Here is a 19882-nt window from a genome sequence, read left to right on the forward strand (position 1 = left end):
CAATATTAAGAAATTTATTCTTATTAACGTTCATAAAGAACTATGTTTTCCATGGCAAAGATAATGGTAGAGAAACGCCTCGTTCTTCTACGAGGAACGAGACGAACTGTAATTTTATATTTTTAAATCATGACAAATTGTCTTTTTCCCGGATCTTTTTATTTCATCGTTAGTAGTGCCTCTTCCCAATTGAGTGTAGCATGTTCTACTACCAGGTTCCATTCGTTCTGTCGCTCATTCCATGCATAACTCTGATAGTTTTCGGCCATTCCCATTGCATTTTCACGATATACAGCTTTTTCTTTAATATTTGAATAGGCGTTTGTTTTGGCATTCCAGGAGGCATATTCAACGGCTGTCTCGTCAGTACCGTACGTTATGGTCAGGCAACGGTCTTTATCGTACTTTTGCGCTTGCTTATTCCATTTCAGCACTTCTTTTTGTATGAGGCGATTCTGCTCGTCATACGTATAGTTATACTTTAGATGAGGCTGCAGATACTGCTGGTTTTGTACTTCGTATACGGTTTGCGATTCTACTTTACCATTATTAATTTCACTGTTGTAGGCGAAATTTGATACAGAAGCTACTGATGTAGCCATTGCCATTACTGCTGAAAGAATAACTGTTGCGTTCATACTATTTATTTTTTTAAGTTTTTGTTCCTTTTGATGTTGCAAAGGTAGGGTACTCAAACTCATTAGTATGTTATCGCATTGTTATCGTTACGTTATCTTTTTGTTAATGGCGGGCAAGTGTGGGACGAAAAGGGATATAAAGTACATAGTTACATGCCACCGGACTACCTTCAGACATAGCCGGAACCGCTTTAGGCATACTTTTAACAATTCTCAACGCTTCGTTTGCGAACTCAGAATGGGAGTATTTCAATATGTGTGCATTAATAACCTCTCCCTCTCTGTTGATTGTGAATTGGCATAAGGCGTATCCTTTTGCTGCTTTAGCTAACAGGGTTGGAGGGTATATCAGATGTTTCGCTGCATAACTCTCGGGTGTATAATCAGGAAATTCAGGAACAGACTCCAACTCTCTGCCCGATTCTATGCTTTGCCACAGACCGGCAGGAAAGATTCCGGCGTATTTAGGTTGCTTATATTCATCGGGAAAGGCTTTACTTCTCTCCTGCAAATCTTTTAATAAGATCCTGGCATCGTTTATAATAAGACTTTCCGGAATGGCTTTCCCTGTCGACAGTGCATAGACTGATTCATAGATCTGTACCAGGCGCCCCATTAATGTGGCTCTGTCCGGCGACCATTTTTTTCCGGTCAGAACTTCTCCCTTACCATTGGTAGTACTAAAATAATAAGTCGTTCCATCCAGTCCTGTTGTTGAGCCGTCCATGTCCTGAATTTGAAGAGTAGCCATCTGCAGGAGTTCGCCTAATGCCTGATAGAGTGTTTTGCTTATTTCTGTAGATTTTGTATTTACTTTTATTGTACTTTTTTCAGCCTGCCAACTATTTTGAGACAATGTATTTGAAATCAGATAATATTTACCGTTTTTTGTTTCTGCTGATACTGTATATTCCGGCGAAAAGGAGGGGATCACTGCATAACAGGCGTAGGGCTTTTTGCTCAGTCCTGTACTCAGCAGTGAGAGTACATTGCTATAATATCCGCTTAATTCACTCTTATACTTAGAGTAGTCTTTGATCGGTTCCAGATAGTCGATTTGTCCCGTCATACGGAGTGAGAGTGACAGGAGCAAGAGTGTCGTGATTGTTTTTTTCATATCTGCTATTCGTTGAGGCGTTTTCAGGTAAGTCGTTGTTCTGCTATGTACTTCCAAAGCGGTGCAGCATGCAATGATTGAATTATTTCGTTGTCCAGTAACAATTGTTTCACCTCTTCCAGTGTGAACAGATGTACTGTCAGATCTTCGGTATCTTCGAGATGCTGCGATGAAATGAGTTCCACGTCTGTGGCTAAAAAGCAATATGTGGTATTGGTATGTGTACTGGGATTCGGAGAAATTACCATATATTCCTGCCAGTTTCCATTGCCGTATCCTGTCTCTTCCAGCAGTTCACGTTGTGCCGAAATGAGTGGAGAGGCATCTTCTTTCTCACATACTCCTGCGCAGAGTTCATAACATGTTCGCGCAATTCCGGGTCTGTATTGTCGTACAAAAACAAAGCGTCCGTCGCGGGTGATCGCAATCATATTTACCCAATCCGGATATTCCAGAATATAATACTCCGGAATACGGTTACCTGTGGGTAGCAAGAACTCATCCTGGCGTACGGTAAGCCAGGGACGACGGAAGATATATTCACTGCTGAGGGTTTTCCAGGCTTTGTTTTTTGTCTCCATAAAATCAAAAGTTTATATTCTCTGAGGCAAAGATACTGTTTTTAGCTTAATTTTAAGAAAATAACGCACTTATTTCTTAAATAATCATTTGACAATGAACACCCTATCGGTAAAAATGCTATATTCACAACAAATAAAAAAGCGCGTTAAGTAATCTGAGCAAGAGATAGTATATACTATATATATTTTCTATTATTAATTACTTAAATTCATTTTTTATGGAAGTAAAGAAATCCAAAAGAGCAGCGATTGAGAGCCAACGCGGCACTTGGTTGCTTGTGGGTTTTGTTGTAGTGCTTGCTTTCATGTTCGTTACGTTCGAATGGACACAACATGACATCAAAGTTGCTACCGGCTCGCTCGCCGATGAACCCGTTTTCGTTGAGACACTTCTCCCTATTACGTATCCTGAAGAGAAGCTGGAACCGCCTCCACCACCCGCTATGAAAGTGGCAGAATTGCTCGAAATAGTTGATGATACCGATTTGGAAGCAGATGCAGTGATTATAGGCTCTGAGGATCTAAGGGACCCGGTTGTGATAAAATACAAACCGGTTGTGGTAGAACCAGAAAACGAGCCAGTCGAGAATGAAATTTTTGTTCTTGTTGAAAAGATGCCGGCGTTTCCGGGTGGAGACGGAGCATTGTTCCAATACCTGAACAAAAACATTAAGTATCCTGTGGTCCCTCAGGAACAAGGGATTCAGGGAAAAGTAATTATCCAGTTTGTTGTTGACAGAGATGGAACAATTACCGACCCTGTAGTAGTACGTAGTGTAGACCCTTATCTGGATAAGGAAGCGCTTCGTGTTATTAAAGCTATGCCGAAATGGACTCCCGGAATGCAGAGAAACCAAGCGGTCAGAGTGAAATACACAGTGCCTGTGACGTTCAGATTACAGTAAGGTCTTTTAAATGATTTAATAAATGAGTCGGCCCGGTTGCAAACGAGTCGGCTCATTTTTTTTGCTTAGAGTCTATTGGGGTTCAGGCTGGATGATAAACGAAAAAACTATATCTTTGCATGAAAATTCCAATATAGCAAACGATGAATCTTATACTGACTTTGAAACGTCCTTTTATCTGGCTTTCCCGCATTCGCCATCGTTGCGGATACGGAGTACATTCCCCCTTTGCTTTTGAGCTGATTACTTGCCTCATTTACGAGAAAACACCTTACTATGCTTATAAAGAACTGGAAGCGGAAGAGAAGAAACAGAAACGGAATCACGGTAAGGGTTGGAAAAGTGAATCCCGGAAAGTGAAGCGGCTGCTGTTCCGCCTGGTCAACAGAATACAGCCCGATACTATTGTAGACGCAGGCGTACCTTCCTCCTCCTCGCTCTATCTGCAATCCGGAAAAGCAACGGCCGATTATACATTTGCTTCGGAGCTTTCCGAGTTATTTCTGGAGGCAGGTGTGCCGGTTGATCTCCTCTATATTCATAAGGCGAAGGATCCATCTTTTGTAGAAGAGGTATTTCGCATCTGTGCGGCCCGTTCTACGCAGCAAAGTGTTTTTGTTATCGGTGGCATACATTATTCCGGAGCGATGAAACAGCTTTGGAAACGCTTGAAAACCGATGATAAAGTAGGCATTACATTTGATCTTTATGACGTGGGAATTCTTTTCTTTGATAAAACAAAGATAAAACAGCACTATATAGTCAACTTCTGATTATCTTTGTGTGTTAACCATAGAAAAGAATCACTCATAAAATAAAGATTATGAAAAAGAGCCTTGTATATACAAAGACCGGTGATCTGGGTACTACCGGATTGATTGGTGGCACACGTGTCCCGAAGACTCATATCCGTCTGGAAGCTTATGGCACAATAGACGAATTGAATTCAAATATTGGATTGTTGATAACGTACTTGAATGATGAACGTGACAGGACGTTTCTGCAGAAAGTTCAAAATAAATTGTTTGCTGTCGGTTCTCATTTGGCTACCGATCAGGAAAAAGTTCAACTAAATAAAGTTAGTATCATCATTCCTGACGATGTGGAGCAGATTGAACATGAGATAGATGCTGCAGACGAAATTCTTCCCCCTCTACACTCCTTTGTGTTGCCAGGAGGTGCTACTGGTGCTGCTGTTGCTCATATTTGCCGTACGGTTTGCCGTCGTGCAGAGCGTCGGATACTTGCTTTATCCGAAACCTGTACAATTTCTTCTGATTTGTTGGCTTATGTAAACAGATTATCAGATTATTTCTTCGTTTTATCACGAAAAATCAATTTTAACGAAGGAAAAGAAGAAATATTTTGGAATAATAGTTGCAAGTGAAATATTTTGTTATACTTTTGCCGAAAAATGAGAATCTAAGATTAATATTCACAATTTAAATACTTATAGCTTATGTATTGGACATTGGAATTAGCATCAAAACTGGAAGATGCTCCTTGGCCGGCAACTAAGGATGAACTAATTGATTATGCCATGCGTTCGGGAGCTCCTCTTGAAGTGATAGAAAATCTGCAAGAAATGGAAGATGAGGGCGAAATCTATGAGAGTATAGAAGATATTTGGCCGGATTATCCAAGTAAGGAAGATTTCTTTTTTAATGAAGAGGAATATTGATTGAAAGCAGACTGATACAAATAAGAAATGCCCGATAGTGATAAGCTATCGGGCATTTTTCTTATTAATTATAATATATCAAAATACCGGCATCTGCCAGATAAATCCTACGGATACACGGTTGGTACTGTAATCTTCTTGTCCCAATACTTTGGCACGGGAAGTGAAATTATAGGTTCGTCCCACATAGGTGAGGAAGAAGTGCAGATTGGTTTTCATCGGATAATACTCTATACCGGTGAGGTAGCCCCAGGAAGTGCGATAATTACCTCTGGCTATTCCTTCCGTACTTTTGGTGACAGAGGCTGTTTCGTACATACCTTTTACAAACGCATTCCATTTGGGGCAGAACCGATAGTTCAGTTTGGTTACAACAGAGAGGTATCCGGCATCAAAAGCATTATGACCGTCCGGACGTCCTACTATACCGGTGATTGTTCCATTCCGGTCTATATCTTCGTGAGAATACATAAAGTCGAGGAACATATTGAACTTATCCAGGTTCAGTTCATTACCCAATGCATAATAATACATATTCTTACTTTTAGCTTCACTCAGGACGGAGGCCGACCAGCGGGTCTTGAATACATCATTGAAATTACCATTCCAGTTCAATGTGTACACCAGTGGTAATTTACCGGAGCGTAGATCAGGCCGTTGCCCCTCTTCATTTTCTGTGATACCATAGGTACTGTCGAATGAACCGTTGCGGCTGTTCAATATCTGCAGATTGAGTTGTTGGGTCGAAGTAAGATTATAACCGATGTTCAATCCGGTCATGAAGTTACTCATGTTTTCAATCATGTCACTGTACTCGTAGATGTCTATCGGATTCAAGTCGAATTCAATACCCCCATAAGCAGCACATTGCTTACCGGCAAAGAGATTAAACTGATCATTCAGCTTGATACCTATTCCGGCGTAGTCTATTGAGGTAGGTATATTGTCAATCATACCACCTCCTTCGTTGGAGCGGTTCAGTCGCTGGCGATAGCGATACGAAAGCCAGTCATTGATATTTCCCTTCATCTCGATACGGAGCTGGCGCATTTTGAAAGCACCTTCTTCAAATCCGTCCCGGAAGTTCGCGTCGAAGCTTCCCTGCATATTGAGATAGAGGTTGAACTTATCCGATTTCTTTTTGACATCCGTCAGTTCTTCGAATAGTGTTTTATCAACCATAAATTTCTTACTCTTCTCTGTCTTTTGGGCATATATCCCCTGGATACTACCCATGATGAGCAGTATAAACATTATTTTTTTCATAATCGGATCGGTGAGTTAGCGGTTAGTGATTAGTGATAAGTGATTAGTGCCATGCGGTGTAAAAGCGCAGCCGCTTATCACTAATCATTAATCACTCATTTTTTAGTATTCATTAAAGTATTTCTGAATCTGTTTCCAGTCGTTCGTTTTTGTCAATGCAAGCATTAACAACACACGTGCTTTCTGCGGATTCAGCTCCTGAGAAGCAACAAATTGATATTGGGCATCATCTACCTCTGCGTCCAGAGTAGTCGGGCCGGTAGGTACTCTGGAAGAGCGGACTACCAGAATTCCCTTTTTGCGGGCTTCTGTCAGTATCGGGAAGATATTCTTGTGGATATTTCCGTTGCCTACGCCGGCATGAATAATACCTTTGTATCCGTTGTTCAGTAAAGGAGTCACCATATCAGCTTCGATATTTGAATAGCTATAAACGATGCCTACTTTGGGAAGTGATTCCAGGTAAGTCACATCAAAAACGGACTGCATTGTATGTTTTTTCAGAGGTGACTGATTGTAGAATACCTTTCCATTGAAGATGTATCCCAGCGCACCAGAGTTAGGAGCCTGAAAAGTCTGTACATCAATGGTGTTCATCTTTTGTACACTCTCTGCTCCGAGGATAAGGCCGTTCATTGCAACCAATACTCCCTTGCCACTTGATTCTTTGGCACCGGCAGTAACTACGGCATTGTATATATTCAACGGACCATCAGCACTCAATGCAGTGGAAGGACGCATGGCGCCTACCAGTACAACGGGTTTAAAGCTTTTCACCGTCAGGTTAAGGAAATAGGCCGTTTCCTCCATAGTGTCCGTTCCGTGGGTGATGACGATACCGTCTATATCCGGACGTCTCAGCAATTCGTTTATCTTTTTTGCAAGTGTTAACCACACCGCATCATTCATATCCTGCGAACCGATTTTTACAATCTGTTCACCGGTTACATTAGCTATGTCGTTCAATCCGGGTACTGCATCCAGCAGCGTGCTGATCGCTACTTGCCCGGCAGTGTAGTTAGTTGAAGTGGCCGATGTACCTGTTCCGGCAATGGTTCCGCCCGTAGCAAGAATATGGATATTAGGTTTTCCCGCAGCAAAAGCCAGGGTGACGGAGAATAGTAACGAGACTACTATCAAACTCAGTTTTTTTAATTCTTTCATGACTAAATGGTTGTTTAGGTTAATAATATTTTCGGTTTAATAAAATTGTATGAATAAGAGTCCCAGTACGATTGCTACCACCGTAGATACAATGCCGGGCATCATAAAGGAATGATTCAACACATATTTACCTATTTTTGTTGTGCCCGTACGGTCAAAATTGATAGCTGCTACTACGGTAGGGTAATTCGGAATGAAGAAATATCCATTCACTGCCGGGAACATGGCTATCAGCATATAGGGTGAGATACCCAGTGCAATACCCAGTGGCATCAGTGCACGTACAGTGGCAGCCTGGCTGTAAAGCAGGATAGACATGACGAATAGTGCGATACCAAATAACCAGGGCATTTCGCGTACAACTCCTTCGATGGATTGGGTTAGTTCGCCCATATTCCCCTGGAGGAATGTATCACCCATCCATGCTATTCCGAAGATAGCGATTACTGCTTGCATTCCTGCCGGGAAAACAGAACCTTGTGTAGCTTTGAGGCCGTCAGTCTTAGTAAACAATAGAATAAGGGCGGCGGCTGATAGCATGACAATCTCTATGATGGAAGACATGCCTAATGTGACGATTTCTCCGTCGATAAGGAATGAAGGGCGCATTCCCTCAAATGAGCCGAAGAATACAATAAACACGGTAGCTAATATGAAAATGAGTACCGAAACCAGCGCATGGCGTTTGTTCTGCACATCTTTGATCTTCACTTTGTGCTCTTTTATCATTCCTTCTGCAACGCGCTTTTGATATTCCGGATCGTCTATCAGTTCTTTACCTACCCGCATGGAGAAAAAAGCACCTACCAGTACACCTATGATTGTAGCTGGGATTGTTATTTTCAAAATATCGAACAGAGTGATATCGAATCCGGCCAATAATCCCAACAGAGCAACTGTAGCAGCAGAAATAGGACTTGCCGTAATAGCCTGTTGCGATGCAATAACAGCTATACCGAGCGGTCTTTCCGGGCGTATCTTGGTTTCAGTGGCAACCTCTGCAATAACCGGCAGAACCGAATAGGCTACGTGCCCTGTTCCTGCAACGAAAGTGAACAGATACGTCACAATCGGGCTGAGGATCGTGACATGCGAAGGGTTTTTGCGTAGCAGCTTTTCGGCTAATTTTACCATGTAGTCGAGCCCTCCGGCCGCTTGCATACAGGAGGCTGCCGAAATAACAGCGGCAATCATCAACATCACATCAATAGGAGGCGCAGTCGGTTGCAGACCGAATACGAAGGTAAGTATCGCTAATCCGACACCTCCCATTACTCCCAATCCGATGCCGCCTAAGCGAGCTCCGATAATAATAGCTGTTAGTACAAATGCCAATTGTAAAATCATATCTTTCTTTTTTAAGGTCGGGTAAAGATAACAGAAATCTGCTAATATGATAAAACAACAAAAAATAAGTTGAATGGTTTTCGCATATTTATTAAAACAATAAGAGCCGGGTTTGGTTATTATAACAGAAACTCATAAAACGTCATTGTTAAAAAAGAGATATTATGGAACAGAATTTATCAAAAGAAACCCGTACTGAAAGTGATTTGATAGGAAGTCGTGAAGTACCGGAGAGTGCTTTGTATGGTGTACAGACATTAAGAGGCATTGAGAATTTTCAGATCAGCAAATTTCATCTCAATGAATATCCTTTGTTCATAAATGCGCTTGCTATAACTAAAATGGGAGCAGCGGTTGCCAACTATGAACTTCATCTACTGACCAAAGAACAAACAGATGTTATTCTGAAAGCCTGTAAAGAGATTCTTGAAGGTAAGCATCACGAGCAGTTTCCGGTAGATATGATTCAGGGAGGTGCCGGTACTACTACCAATATGAATGCCAATGAGGTGATTGCCAACCGTGCTCTTGAGTTGATGGGACATAAGCGGGGAGAATATCAGTATTGCTCGCCCAATGATCATGTCAACCGTTCGCAATCTACCAATGATGCTTATCCTACAGCTATCCATATTGGTCTGTATTATACCCATCTCAAACTAATGAAACATTTTAATGAACTTATTGAAGCTTTCCAGAAGAAAGCCGGAGAGTTTGCACATATCATTAAAATGGGACGTACTCAGCTGGAAGATGCCGTACCGATGACTTTAGGGCAGACTTTCAATGGTTTTGCAAGTATTCTTCGGGATGAAATTAAAAATCTGGATTTTGCAGCTCAGGACTTTCTGACGGTAAATATGGGAGCTACTGCTATCGGAACCGGCATAACGGCTGAGCCCGGGTATGCGGAAAAATGCATTGAAGCCCTGCGGAAAATAACCGGACTGAATATAAAACTGGCCGATGATCTGGTAGGGGCTACTTCGGATACTTCCTCTATGGTAGGGTATTCGTCAGCAATGCGGCGTGTGGCCGTCAAAATGAATAAGATTTGTAATGACCTGCGTTTATTGGCTTCCGGTCCGCGTTGCGGATTGGGTGAGATTAACCTTCCCGCCATGCAACCCGGTTCGTCTATTATGCCGGGTAAGGTAAATCCGGTGATTCCTGAAGTAATGAATCAGGTAGCTTATAAAGTGATAGGTAATGATCTTTGTGTAGCCATGAGTGGTGAAGCTGCACAAATGGAGCTGAATGCTATGGAGCCTGTCATGGCACAGTGTTGCTTTGAATCAGCCGATCTGTTGATGAATGGATTTGATACTTTGCGTACTTTGTGCATTGATGGTATCACGGCCAACGAAGAAACCTGCCGTCGTCATGTGCACGACAGTATCGGTGTGGTTACTGCACTCAATCCGGTGATTGGTTACAAGAACTCTACGAAGATTGCCAAAGAGGCTCTTGAAACCGGAAAGGGTGTCTATGAACTGGTGTTGGAGCATGATATTCTCTCTAAGAAAGATCTCGATACTATTTTGAAACCGGAGAATATGATTAAACCGGTGAAGCTGGATATAAAGCCGAATAAATAAGGCTTTATGGATGAGGTTGAATAGCAGATAAAGACAATACGTTATTCCATGTGTATTCCATAGGCTTCTTTGCAAGCATATCATAGCTTTCCGGGATGGGATAACTGAGTTTAGCAAACACAACATGGGGATGTTCTTATAAAGAACATCCCCATGTTATTGTATAAAACATCCGGGTGTTCTTGATGTGAACATCCGGATGTTTTTATAATAGAGTAGTACTGTTTGCTGATGTAAGAAGTTGATATGTCACATGCTATATATATGTATGTTTAGGTGTAAAGAACGTATGGTTTATGTTGGGATCTTCTTTATCTTTTTTTAAGGTAAAGAGATTTTTTTGTTTTTGGTCTAATACTTTTTGGTGCGGCGTTGTCTTCTATATATAAAGCAACTTAAAACGAAGACATGAAGTATAAAAATGACGACATAGATAAGTGGAACGACGCGATAGATAAAACGATCGAACGTATTGATCAGTTGGTAGATAGTACTCAGCCTGGTCCCGACGAAGATTCTATTTTGTATCGTAGTTTAGAGAAAGTGTTGGTACGTATTGAACGTCAACGTGTTATAAGACGTCGATGGAAACTAAATATTGCTGCTGCCGTAGTTCTCCTGATAGGAGTATTTTCCGTATTTCACTTCACCGGTGATATCTCTGAAGAGTATCGCGAAATAACAGTTGCGTATGGTGAAAAGTACATAGTGGCTTTACCTGATGGTTCACGTGTCTGGCTGAATGCTGGTAGCAAGCTTTCGTATCCAAAGCAATTTAAAGGCAAAACACGGCAGGTGAATATAGAAGGTGAAGGTTTCTTTGATGTAACTAAAAAACCGGAACACCCCTTTATTGTAACAACCAATCATCTGCAAGTAGAGGTTTTGGGAACAACTTTCAATGTACACGACTATGCGGATGAGAACGTGGCATCGGTGTCACTCGAAACCGGAAAAGTAAAACTAAAACTTACCGGAAACTCTAAATATGAAGCCGACCTTGTAGTAGGAAAAACAGCCGTATATGATGTCACAAGCCAAAACTGTAATATAGTGAATAGCAAAGAAAAGGGCTATAGTGCAGATTGGAAAGAAGGTAATCTGAGCTTTTTTAATACTTCTATTAGTAATGTTGTAAAAACACTCGAACGCAAATATAATATATCGATCAGTCTGGTTGATGACTCATTATTGAAGTATAGTTATACATTTCGTAGTAAACAGGAAGAGTTTGGCAATATTTTTAAGCGGATGGAAATGATAACCCCTATCCGTATAAAGCAAATTTCAGACGGACACTATTGTATATACCCAAGATAAATCTAATAAGCAACATGTTAATTTTAATATTATGAGAAATCTATTTCAAAAGATTGTTATTGCGTCAGGCTTGCTTTTTTACAGTTTCTACGTTCAGGCACAGGTTCCCAAAGTATCGTTCGATTTTACCGGAATCACTTTGCAGCACGCTATGGAGCAGATATGCAAGTACGTTGATATGCAAGTGTCCTATAGTCAGGAAACAGTGAATATGCAAACTCTTGTAAGCTTGTCGGTTAAGAATGCCGATCTATCGGTAGCATTGGAGAAGATGTTAAGCTCTACTAATATAGATTTTAAAGTAGAGGGACAGGAAATACTACTTTTCCCGAAACAGAAAGAAAAGAAATCTTCGGATAGCCCGGACGAGAAGAAGATAAAAATAAAGGGAGTGGTTATAGATCCGGGTGGCGAACCGATTATTGGTGCCAATATACAGGTAAAAGGTGCCCGGATAGCTACTGTAACAAATCTTGACGGACTATTTTCAATGGAGGTTCCTTTGAATGCCTCTTTACAGATTTCATACATTGGTTATCAGCCCAAAGAGGTGAAGGCGGGTAGCAATATGAATATTGTATTGCAAGAGAAAAATGAGCAGTTGAATGAAGTTGTTGTGGTGGGTTACGGAACCCAGAAAAAGGTAAATCTGACGGGAGCTGTTAGCGTTGTTAATAGTAAAGATGTGAATAATCGTTCGGTTGCATCGGCCGCCATGGCTTTGCAAGGTACCGACCCCGGATTGAACCTAACCCTTAACAGCGGATCTCCCGATGCAGGCTATAATATTAACATACGTGGTATATCGTCGCTTACAAGCGGTGCTACTCCTCTTATTCTGATTGATGGTGTTGAAGGGAGTCTGAATCGGTTAAATGCCAATGATATTGAATCCGTATCAATTCTGAAAGATGCGTCGGCAGCAGCCATTTATGGTGCAAAAGCTTCGGCAGGTGTAGTTTTGGTAACCACCAAAAGTGGTAGCGAGGATGTGGCGAAGATTAACTACTCTTATCGTTTCGGGGTTTCACAAAATACGACCTCCACCGATTATATTACTACCGGTTATTGGTCGGCAAAGATTAATGACTTGTTTATGTATCCCTACAAGGGATATGGTTATACCAATTATACCGATGAAGATTATGACGAACTCTATGCACGCGTAAATGATAAAACAGAGAATCCTGAACGTCCATGGGTAGTACAACAACCCGACGGCAGCTATAAATATTATGCTAATTTCGATTGGTACGATTATATGTATCGTAAGAATCGTCCGCAACAAGAACATAATTTGTCTATCAGTGGAGGGAATAATAAAGTAAACGCAGAAAGAAAAAGCAAGGTTGATGATAATACAGCAAAAATGCAGTCTATTAAGTGGTTAGGTGTTTAACTCATAATACTGCATAAGCTGAAAAAGGAGGTCCGATAAAAGCTGCGAAAGACTTCAGTTCCCATATCGTTACTGATATAACAGGAACAAGAAACGGCACAACAGATTCTATTTCAGTAATTTGCACAGTTTTTCATACCTGAGGACAACTCGCTTGATATTAACTTTGTAACGATCAAAAAAGTATGAAAACGAGTATGAGCAGATCGACCTTCAAAATCCTCTTCTACGTGAAGAAGGGCAGCGAGAGAGCCAACGGCTATCTCCCCCTGATGTGCCGTCTTACGGTAGACGGCGAAATCAAGCAGTTCAGCTGCAAGCTGGACGTGCCCCCGAAACTTTGGGACGTGAAAACGGCACGTGCCACGGGCAAGAGCGCCGAGGCGCAGAAAATCAATGCGGCGGTTGACCGGATACGCGTGGACGTGAACCGCCGTTACCAGGAACTGATGCAGTCCGACGGCTATGTCACCGCCGCCAGGCTGAGGGACGCCTGCCTCGGGCTGGGCGTGAAACGCGAGACGCTGCTGAAGCTCTTCGAGCAGCACAACGAGGAGTTCATCAAGAAAGTGGGACACAGCCGCGTGCAGGGAACATACAACCGCTACCGTACCATATACAGGCACCTTTGCGAGTTCGTCCCGAAAGTATACCGCCGTGACGACATCCCCCTGAAGGAACTCAACCTGACCTTCATCAACAACTTCGAGTATTTCCTGCGTACGGAGAAGAAATGCCGCACCAATACCGTATGGGGTTACATGATCGGGCTCAAGCACGTCATCTCCATCGCCCGCAACAGCGGTGCGCTTCCCTTCAACCCCTTCGCCGGGTACATCAATTCCCCCGAGAGCGTTGACCGAGGCTACCTGACGGAGCGTGAGATACAGACGTTGATGGAGACCCCGGTGAAAAGCGGGACCTGCGAACTGGTACGCGACCTCTTCATCTTCTCTGTGTTCACCGGACTGGCATACGCGGACGTGAAGGCACTGACGACCGACCGGCTCCAGACCTTCTTCGACGGCAACCTCTGGATTATCACCCGCCGTCGCAAGACAAACACCGAGTCCAACATCCGCCTGCTGGACGTGCCCAAGCGCATCATAGAGAAGTATAAGGGACTGTCCAAGGACGGTCATGTATTTCCGGTACCGAGCAACGGCAGATGCAACACCATATTGAAGGAACTTGGCAGGCAGTGCGGTTTCAAGATACGGCTGACCTATCATGTGGCCCGGCATACGAACGCCACCACCGTGCTGCTCTCGCACGGTGTACCCATCGAGACCGTAAGCCGTCTTTTGGGGCATACGGATTTGAAAACCACCCAGATATATGCCCGGATAACCAACCAGAAGATCAGCAGCGACATGGAAATCCTGTCCCATAAGCTGGAAAAGATGGAGAAGGAAATATGCGATGCCATCTGAGGAAATGGTATTTATGAAACGGATGATTTTCCCCTTCCTCATCAAAGTTCGTCCGTCCCTGCGGGACTCCGCGTTTTCCCTTCGGTTTCCGGCAGAAAATTTCCGTACGGCGAAATTTTCTGCCGGAAAAACGCTCCGAAAGCGCAGGGACGGACGTAAGAGGGATTCAGAAGGCGAAAACTGCGACCGACGTAGTGCATGTGCGACAAGGAAAAGAACTGTCCGGGAGCCCCCTTTTCATGCCGTACCCCGGCATGAAACCACTTTTCTCTCCGGCTGTGGTGAAGGCTCTCCTGCTCCCTCTGCATTGCATATGCGGGTTGTTTTGCCCATATCCACGTCCGCCGGTATTGCCTGCCCTTTCCTTGAGAAAAACGGCTTACCGCAACGGGTGGCGTGACACAGACTTTTCCGGATATGGAGGAACATTCCGGAAAAAAGAGTGGAAGACGGGCTATTATTTGGCTGTATAACAACAAAGTTGTATTTTTGCAAAAAATAATATTATGGCTATAACTATCAAGAACATTCCGGTTTTGGAGGGCGTTACGGCGGAAGATTTCGTACGCAGTGCAGACAAGAACGCCGCAAAGGTAACACCCCGGTTATCAGTGGAGGCAAAGAAACGGTTGCGAAAAGTATTGGAGAAATCCCGTTCATTCCGGTTCAATTAACAGCAATGGACGGTATTTCTTTATATGATGATTGTGTCATGCTTGCCTATAACAAGGAAGTACGGAGGAATTGCCTTCCTTTCACTTGTGGCGAGAATGACCTTGATGATTTTTTTCTCAATGATGCCGATCTGTATGCGGATGAACTCCTTGGGAAAACATATTGTTGGGTGACGACTGAAATCCCGCATCGTATTGTGGCCTTGTTTACCTTGTCCAATGACAGTATCAAGACCAGATTAATATCCCCCAATGATAAAAACAGGCTGCAACGCAATATTGTAAATCCTAAACGTGGACGCAGCTATCCGGCCGTGCTGATAGGAAGACTGGGGGTCAACCTGGAATATCAGGGTACATCAAGCCACGTAGGACGGCAACTGATGGCTTTCATAAAAGACTGGTTCCGTCATGAGGACAACAAGACAGGATGCCGTTTTATCGTGGTGGATGCATACAATGAGGAAAAGATTCTCAGGTATTATGAAAGAAACGGTTTCGTTCCACTCTATAAAACAGACGTGATAGAAAAGCAATATTATGATATTCCGCAAGATGAACCTTTGAAAACCCGTTTGCTGTATTTTGATTTGAAAAAGGACTGACATAATAATATATCAGTAAAATCCTTTAGGGTGACAACGGGTTCCAAAGACAGGCTGTCGCTACGATTACCTGCCATATGGCACCGGCCGTTTTCTTGATGGCGGGCGGTGGATTTCATGGGAAGCCAATCCGGAATGACAAGTAATGCCGCACCTGTGGCATAATAGAGCATTATTTTGAAGGCGGAGACTTTGTCCGGTTCTTCTTTTTCCAAGGTTTTCCGTCGGATGTCTTCAAGTTTTCCACACTTGTTTTAGAATAGTCCGCATTATCAGCAGATTGCGAGTTTCAGTCTGCCGTTCCGATTCTCTTTATTGCATCGTAGCATGTCGTTGATATATTCCAAATACTTATCCATGAATAGGCGACTTATAATTTTGTCTCAGGCAAATATCGAGACACACTCCCGAATGAGGTCTTCCATGATTTTAAAAGACTCCGTATTTCGGAAGGAACAACGTACACATACAATTTCTCCGGAACGGCCGACTTTCCTGTCACTTCCCTGTAATCCTCCCCAAAATCAACACCGCCGTATAAACTGCATGAAAGCCCGGGCACGCTTCCTGTTTCCAATCCCATATCTGCTCCTTCCGCAACATCACGTATTGCCGTTCTCATTTCATATCCTTGAATATTTCTCCAAACATACCAAAGACAGAAAAGCTGCATGGAATCTAAATTCTCACCGGACAGACAATAGATAGAAGGAAGGAATCCATCATCCTCATTTCTTGCGGCAAAAATAGTTGTTTTTCAGGCCGGTCCCGCAAGGCGGCCCTTCGGGCTGGTTGCACGTGAAAAAATCTTCCTCACGCTTCGCGTGAGCGTATTTTTTCACGGCAAGCCTTGCCGGAGACCGCCGAAAAACAAACTGGAGGAAGCACAAGAAATAAGAATGCCTACCCGTGTAGGCCATGTATAACTCAAAAAATTATAAAGCTATGGCAGACAAGAGCGCAGAAAAGGAAAGACTGTTCAACGAGTGGTTCACTGCATCCTATGACAGGTTGAGAGGGACGTTACGCCGGTACGGAATGCTGGACGAGGACAATTTCCATGACACCTACCTTTTTGTAAGAAGGCAGGTGCTGGTTCCCGGAAAGGACATAACGGACTATGACGCGTATTTCATCGGATGCTACAAAAAGGCGGCCCTGGTAAAGATTAAAAGGGAGAATCGGTATGCACACCCTGAAGATGATTTCTTCCTCCGATGTGGCGAAGAGGCAAAATTCCTTTCCGAGGACGACCTGAACGGGTGCGAGCGGCTGGTAAGAGACATACTGCGTTTCGTAAGGCAGAAGTTCTCCTACGAGGAGTACCGGATGTTCATGCTCAGGTTCTATGAGGCGCAGTTCTCGTTCAAGGCACTGGCGGAATGCATGGGTATCTCGGCATCGGCCATATCGCAGAAAGTATGCAGGATAGTGGACGCGGTACGTACCCACAGCGGTTTCGCATGGAGAAGTCAGATGCTGGCGGTGGAAAGCTTCATGTATTGAAAAAATTGTTTAACGGAAAAGTAAGAAAGTTATGGCACTGATAGTATACAACAGGGAAAACTCCCGTCCGCAGGAAGTCACATACAAGGGAAAGCGGACCATCAACCTTGACAGCAGGGGGACCGTCTATCTGTCAAAGACGATGTCAATCGAATTGGGAATCCTCGGTGGCGGACGGGTGAACTTCGCCCACGACGACGAGACGGATGACTGGTACATCTGCCGGGCCGATGACAGCGAGGGGTTCATTGTCTGGAAGGATAAAAGATGCGCAAGGTTCTCGGCGGGGTTTATCGTGCAGAGACTCATGCGGCAGGCGAAGGTGGAGAGGAAGAGCGTGCAGTTCATGATGGCGAGGATACCGGTAGAGATTGGCGGAGTGGCCTATTACAAGATACTGCTCTCGAATCCGATACTCAGATAGAGGCATGGGCCGGAGGAGTCCGGCTGTATATGACATGACGGAGACAGGTGCATCCGACGGGACAGGAGCCCGGAGGATGTGCCTGTTTTTATGCGCCGCCATGTTTACACACGGACATGCGGTTGTCACCGGCCGGCATAAGGTCACTCCGAAAAGACCGGGAAACGGCATTGCCGGAGGATAATGATACCAGTACGGAATGTGCCGCCATTACGGAAACGAATCGTCCCACCGGTACACGAACGGCCCGCCCCAATTTCAGAATAACATAATGACATAATAAAATAAGAGTCTTTTTTTATAATGGAATCCCCGTATCTTATTGCCATATCGGAAAAATGTTTCCATGTCCCGCCATGTTATGCCAATGTTGTCACCGGATCATAATTCATAAAGAAAAAAACACTCTGTGTATAAGTATTTTACGAGCAAATTAAAGTCGTTCATCCGGTGGAAAGAAAATGAAGGAGCGACCGGTATGACAACCGACCGCCCCTTCATTCACGATCCCGTACGGAACTTTTCTAAAGTTCCTCCGGCCTGGTTCTCGCCTCCCGGTAGCAGCCGTCAAGCAGCTTCTCGATGTCGGAAGAACGGTACAGTATCTTGCCGCCCAGCCGGGTGAAGGCAAGCAGACCGCTGTCACGGTACTGTTGCAGGCTGCGGCGGCTCACTTTCAGCTTTTCAGCCAGTTCGCGGTCCGTATAGAAGTTCTCGCCCGCCATCGCCGGTGACCTGCCGGCAAAGAGACGCTCCATGGAAACGGAGAGACGTTCGACGGTGGAGAAGAACTCTCTTATATGCTCGCTGCTCTCACGGGTGAGCAGACGGTTATCGGTATTCATCATGACTTGATCTTTTTTTTGTTCGACATTCGTTTTTCATGGCCTTTCAGATCGACCTTCCCATACTTTCAGCCCGCTTGCGGCGCTCCTCCACTATCCGGATGATACTTTCCACGTCCCCGGGCTTGTAATATGTCTTGTGGCAGATCTGTGTGTATGCCAGCGTGCCGTTGTCACGGAGGGTCTGCAGGGTTCTCGGGCTGACCTTCAGCAGCAGGCACACCTCCTGGTTGTCCAGCCATTTCTTCTCCTCCATGTCGCCGTACAGCCGGCAGAGGGTGTCCAGCCGGTCCGCAAACGTCCGGAAGGCCGAGAGCATCGCCTCGAAGGTCCTTGCCTCAATGTTCACTATTTCCATAATCACTGTAATTTCAGGTTTGACATCTGTTTCATTCTCTTTTCGGATCCGGATTCCGTTCCGCAATTTAGTGAATCCCGGCGGAACGTCCTGAATTTCAAGACAGGATGACTACCTTTGACACCATATGCGTACTTGTTTCATCTGCAAAGTAAATGATTGTTCCCGGATATGGTTCCGCCCCTTCATCAGATGTCATTATATGTCATCAGATGTCATGGAAATCGGATTTTAATATTCATTTGCTTTTAGTAAACAGACGTTCAGATCCGTTCCCGAAGAGTGGGAAATTTCCGGTGCGTATATTTGTGAAGTCATCACCGTCAGACTGATCCAACAATATGAATAACACGGCAAACCCCGCCAATCGGACCCGTCCGTTTCACAGCACTTGTTATTATCGTTTTATTTGCTTCCGACAATCGGGCAAACGGGTAGACTGTGCCCACAGTATCAACCATCTAAAATCCATGTACAATGAAAAGTGAACCGACTGAAAAAACGAAAGGGAAGAAAATGGCGGTATCCGAAACCGCAGACAGAAAGAACGGCCGTAGTCCCGGAGCCGGCCACGACGAGTGGTGGGAAAGACTCATGATGGAACCCGGTTCGGGAGAATCCGCCGGTACGGATGCGGAACCGGTGATTCCATCCGGGGCCGTTGCGGAAGAGGTGTCCGGGGAAGCGGGAAGAAAGGACACCCCGCCGGAACCGGAAGACCCCGTGAGAAGAAGGACGAGCGGCAGGCAACGCAGGGCCTCGCTGGAGGAGTACCGGGAAACATACCTCACCGTCCCGAAGATTAGGAAGCGCAAGACGGTGTTCGTCAGTGAGGATGTGAGGGACGAACTGGACGCCATCGTCCGCAGGCTCGGTGGGCGTGGCATGAGCGTTTCCGGACTGCTGGAGAACCTTGCCAGGGAGCATCTTGCCGCCTACCGTGAGGACATCGAGCAGTGGAGAAAAATCTGACAGCCTGTTACCGGGCGTGGAGTATACCCGATGTATGCACAGTCCCCTG

At 44.4% G+C, this 19882-nt stretch carries 23 protein-coding genes and 1 pseudogene; 15 read left to right on the plus strand and 9 right to left on the minus strand.

Features of this window, described 5'->3' with window-relative positions; genetic code table 11:
* Positions 1 to 158: 158 nt before the first annotated feature.
* The 3 genes from ACESQI_RS23365 to ACESQI_RS23375 all read right to left on the minus strand — a co-directional run bounded on the left by ACESQI_RS23365 (position 159) and on the right by ACESQI_RS23375 (position 2336).
* Positions 159 to 638 carry a DUF3836 domain-containing protein gene (locus ACESQI_RS23365; RefSeq protein ID WP_122201754.1) on the minus strand — a complete coding sequence of 160 codons (480 nt, stop codon included), beginning with the start codon at positions 636 to 638 and terminating at the stop codon, positions 159 to 161.
* 103 nt (positions 639 to 741) lie between these two features.
* Positions 742 to 1755, minus strand: a complete 1014-nt coding sequence (locus tag ACESQI_RS23370) for an energy transducer TonB (RefSeq protein WP_122201753.1) — start codon at positions 1753 to 1755, stop codon at positions 742 to 744.
* 23 nt (positions 1756 to 1778) lie between these two features.
* A complete protein-coding gene (locus ACESQI_RS23375; protein ID WP_002558135.1) occupies positions 1779 to 2336 on the minus strand; it encodes an NUDIX hydrolase in 558 nt (185 codons plus the stop codon).
* 218 nt (positions 2337 to 2554) lie between these two features.
* Between ACESQI_RS23375 and ACESQI_RS23380 the strand changes: the two genes are divergently transcribed.
* From ACESQI_RS23380 to ACESQI_RS23395, 4 genes are all read left to right on the plus strand, one after another.
* Entirely contained in the window at positions 2555 to 3241 is a 687-nt protein-coding gene (locus ACESQI_RS23380) for an energy transducer TonB (RefSeq protein ID WP_025867451.1), read from the plus strand.
* A 143-nt stretch (positions 3242 to 3384) separates the two neighbouring features.
* Complete coding sequence (locus ACESQI_RS23385; RefSeq protein WP_373127321.1) at positions 3385 to 4014, plus strand: hypothetical protein; 630 nt, start codon at positions 3385 to 3387, stop codon at positions 4012 to 4014.
* A 50-nt stretch (positions 4015 to 4064) separates the two neighbouring features.
* The gene (locus ACESQI_RS23390) at positions 4065 to 4628 is read left to right on the plus strand and encodes a cob(I)yrinic acid a,c-diamide adenosyltransferase (protein WP_002558132.1); all 564 of its coding nucleotides are present in this window, start codon (positions 4065 to 4067) and stop codon (positions 4626 to 4628) included.
* Between the two features lie 72 nt (positions 4629 to 4700).
* Positions 4701 to 4922 (plus strand): DUF2795 domain-containing protein, encoded by a 222-nt coding sequence (locus tag ACESQI_RS23395; RefSeq protein WP_002558131.1) that lies wholly within the window; start codon positions 4701 to 4703, stop codon positions 4920 to 4922.
* 78 nt (positions 4923 to 5000) lie between these two features.
* Here ACESQI_RS23395 and ACESQI_RS23400 read toward each other — a convergent pair whose 3' ends face one another.
* The 3 genes from ACESQI_RS23400 to ACESQI_RS23410 form a co-directional block, all read right to left on the minus strand.
* Complete coding sequence (locus ACESQI_RS23400) at positions 5001 to 6188, minus strand: porin (protein ID WP_002558130.1); 1188 nt, start codon at positions 6186 to 6188, stop codon at positions 5001 to 5003.
* A 102-nt stretch (positions 6189 to 6290) separates the two neighbouring features.
* A complete protein-coding gene (gene ansB, locus ACESQI_RS23405; protein WP_195661010.1) occupies positions 6291 to 7352 on the minus strand; it encodes an L-asparaginase 2 in 1062 nt (353 codons plus the stop codon).
* 36 nt (positions 7353 to 7388) lie between these two features.
* Positions 7389 to 8699 carry an anaerobic C4-dicarboxylate transporter family protein gene (locus ACESQI_RS23410; protein ID WP_002558128.1) on the minus strand — a complete coding sequence of 437 codons (1311 nt, stop codon included), beginning with the start codon at positions 8697 to 8699 and terminating at the stop codon, positions 7389 to 7391.
* A 164-nt stretch (positions 8700 to 8863) separates the two neighbouring features.
* Between ACESQI_RS23410 and ACESQI_RS23415 the strand changes: the two genes are divergently transcribed.
* The 7 genes and pseudogenes from ACESQI_RS23415 to ACESQI_RS23445 all read left to right on the plus strand — a co-directional run bounded on the left by ACESQI_RS23415 (position 8864) and on the right by ACESQI_RS23445 (position 15728).
* A complete protein-coding gene (locus tag ACESQI_RS23415; RefSeq protein ID WP_025867447.1) occupies positions 8864 to 10297 on the plus strand; it encodes an aspartate ammonia-lyase in 1434 nt (477 codons plus the stop codon).
* A gap of 408 nt (positions 10298 to 10705) precedes the next feature.
* Positions 10706 to 11617: a FecR family protein gene (locus tag ACESQI_RS23420; RefSeq protein WP_002558125.1), complete on the plus strand. Its 912-nt coding sequence runs from the start codon at positions 10706 to 10708 to the stop codon at positions 11615 to 11617.
* A gap of 31 nt (positions 11618 to 11648) precedes the next feature.
* Complete coding sequence (locus ACESQI_RS23425; protein WP_373127323.1) at positions 11649 to 13016, plus strand: TonB-dependent receptor plug domain-containing protein; 1368 nt, start codon at positions 11649 to 11651, stop codon at positions 13014 to 13016.
* A gap of 185 nt (positions 13017 to 13201) precedes the next feature.
* On the plus strand, positions 13202 to 14449 hold the full coding sequence (locus ACESQI_RS23430) for a site-specific integrase (RefSeq protein ID WP_005835714.1): 1248 nt from the start codon (positions 13202 to 13204) through the stop codon (positions 14447 to 14449).
* Positions 14439 to 14922, plus strand: a pseudogene (locus tag ACESQI_RS23435) (hypothetical protein). Before ACESQI_RS23430 ends, ACESQI_RS23435 begins: the two are co-directional and overlap by 11 nt.
* Before the next feature lie 33 nt (positions 14923 to 14955).
* Complete coding sequence (locus ACESQI_RS23440; RefSeq protein ID WP_004295314.1) at positions 14956 to 15123, plus strand: hypothetical protein; 168 nt, start codon at positions 14956 to 14958, stop codon at positions 15121 to 15123.
* Between the two features lie 5 nt (positions 15124 to 15128).
* Positions 15129 to 15728, plus strand: a complete 600-nt coding sequence (locus ACESQI_RS23445; RefSeq protein WP_004295313.1) for a GNAT family N-acetyltransferase — start codon at positions 15129 to 15131, stop codon at positions 15726 to 15728.
* Positions 15729 to 16098: 370 nt separating this feature from the next.
* On the opposite strand, the gene ACESQI_RS23450 is transcribed toward ACESQI_RS23445, so the two are convergent.
* Complete coding sequence (locus ACESQI_RS23450) at positions 16099 to 16350, minus strand: hypothetical protein (protein WP_224205373.1); 252 nt, start codon at positions 16348 to 16350, stop codon at positions 16099 to 16101.
* 323 nt (positions 16351 to 16673) lie between these two features.
* On the opposite strand from ACESQI_RS23450, the gene ACESQI_RS23455 reads away from it, so the two are divergent.
* The 3 genes from ACESQI_RS23455 to ACESQI_RS23465 are packed head-to-tail and all read left to right on the plus strand — an operon-like array spanning position 16674 to position 17842.
* The gene (locus ACESQI_RS23455) at positions 16674 to 17234 is read left to right on the plus strand and encodes a sigma-70 family RNA polymerase sigma factor (RefSeq protein ID WP_004295311.1); all 561 of its coding nucleotides are present in this window, start codon (positions 16674 to 16676) and stop codon (positions 17232 to 17234) included.
* A gap of 31 nt (positions 17235 to 17265) precedes the next feature.
* Positions 17266 to 17658, plus strand: coding sequence for a hypothetical protein (locus tag ACESQI_RS23460; protein ID WP_195311135.1), 393 nt, complete (start codon positions 17266 to 17268; stop codon positions 17656 to 17658).
* 4 nt (positions 17659 to 17662) lie between these two features.
* The gene (locus ACESQI_RS23465; RefSeq protein ID WP_004295309.1) at positions 17663 to 17842 is read left to right on the plus strand and encodes a hypothetical protein; all 180 of its coding nucleotides are present in this window, start codon (positions 17663 to 17665) and stop codon (positions 17840 to 17842) included.
* Positions 17843 to 18182: 340 nt separating this feature from the next.
* Here the strand turns inward: ACESQI_RS23465 and ACESQI_RS23470 are convergent, their stop codons facing one another.
* Together ACESQI_RS23470 and ACESQI_RS23475 are read right to left on the minus strand one after the other, a co-directional pair.
* Complete coding sequence (locus ACESQI_RS23470) at positions 18183 to 18506, minus strand: helix-turn-helix domain-containing protein (protein WP_004295308.1); 324 nt, start codon at positions 18504 to 18506, stop codon at positions 18183 to 18185.
* Positions 18507 to 18549: 43 nt separating this feature from the next.
* Positions 18550 to 18861: a helix-turn-helix domain-containing protein gene (locus ACESQI_RS23475; protein ID WP_004295307.1), complete on the minus strand. Its 312-nt coding sequence runs from the start codon at positions 18859 to 18861 to the stop codon at positions 18550 to 18552.
* 477 nt (positions 18862 to 19338) lie between these two features.
* Between ACESQI_RS23475 and ACESQI_RS23480 the strand changes: the two genes are divergently transcribed.
* Positions 19339 to 19833 (plus strand): DUF3408 domain-containing protein, encoded by a 495-nt coding sequence (locus ACESQI_RS23480; protein WP_004295306.1) that lies wholly within the window; start codon positions 19339 to 19341, stop codon positions 19831 to 19833.
* Positions 19834 to 19882 lie beyond the last annotated feature (49 nt).

The sequence above is a fragment of the Bacteroides sp. HPS0048 genome (assembly GCF_964240755.1).
Classification (GTDB): domain Bacteria; phylum Bacteroidota; class Bacteroidia; order Bacteroidales; family Bacteroidaceae; genus Bacteroides; species Bacteroides nordii.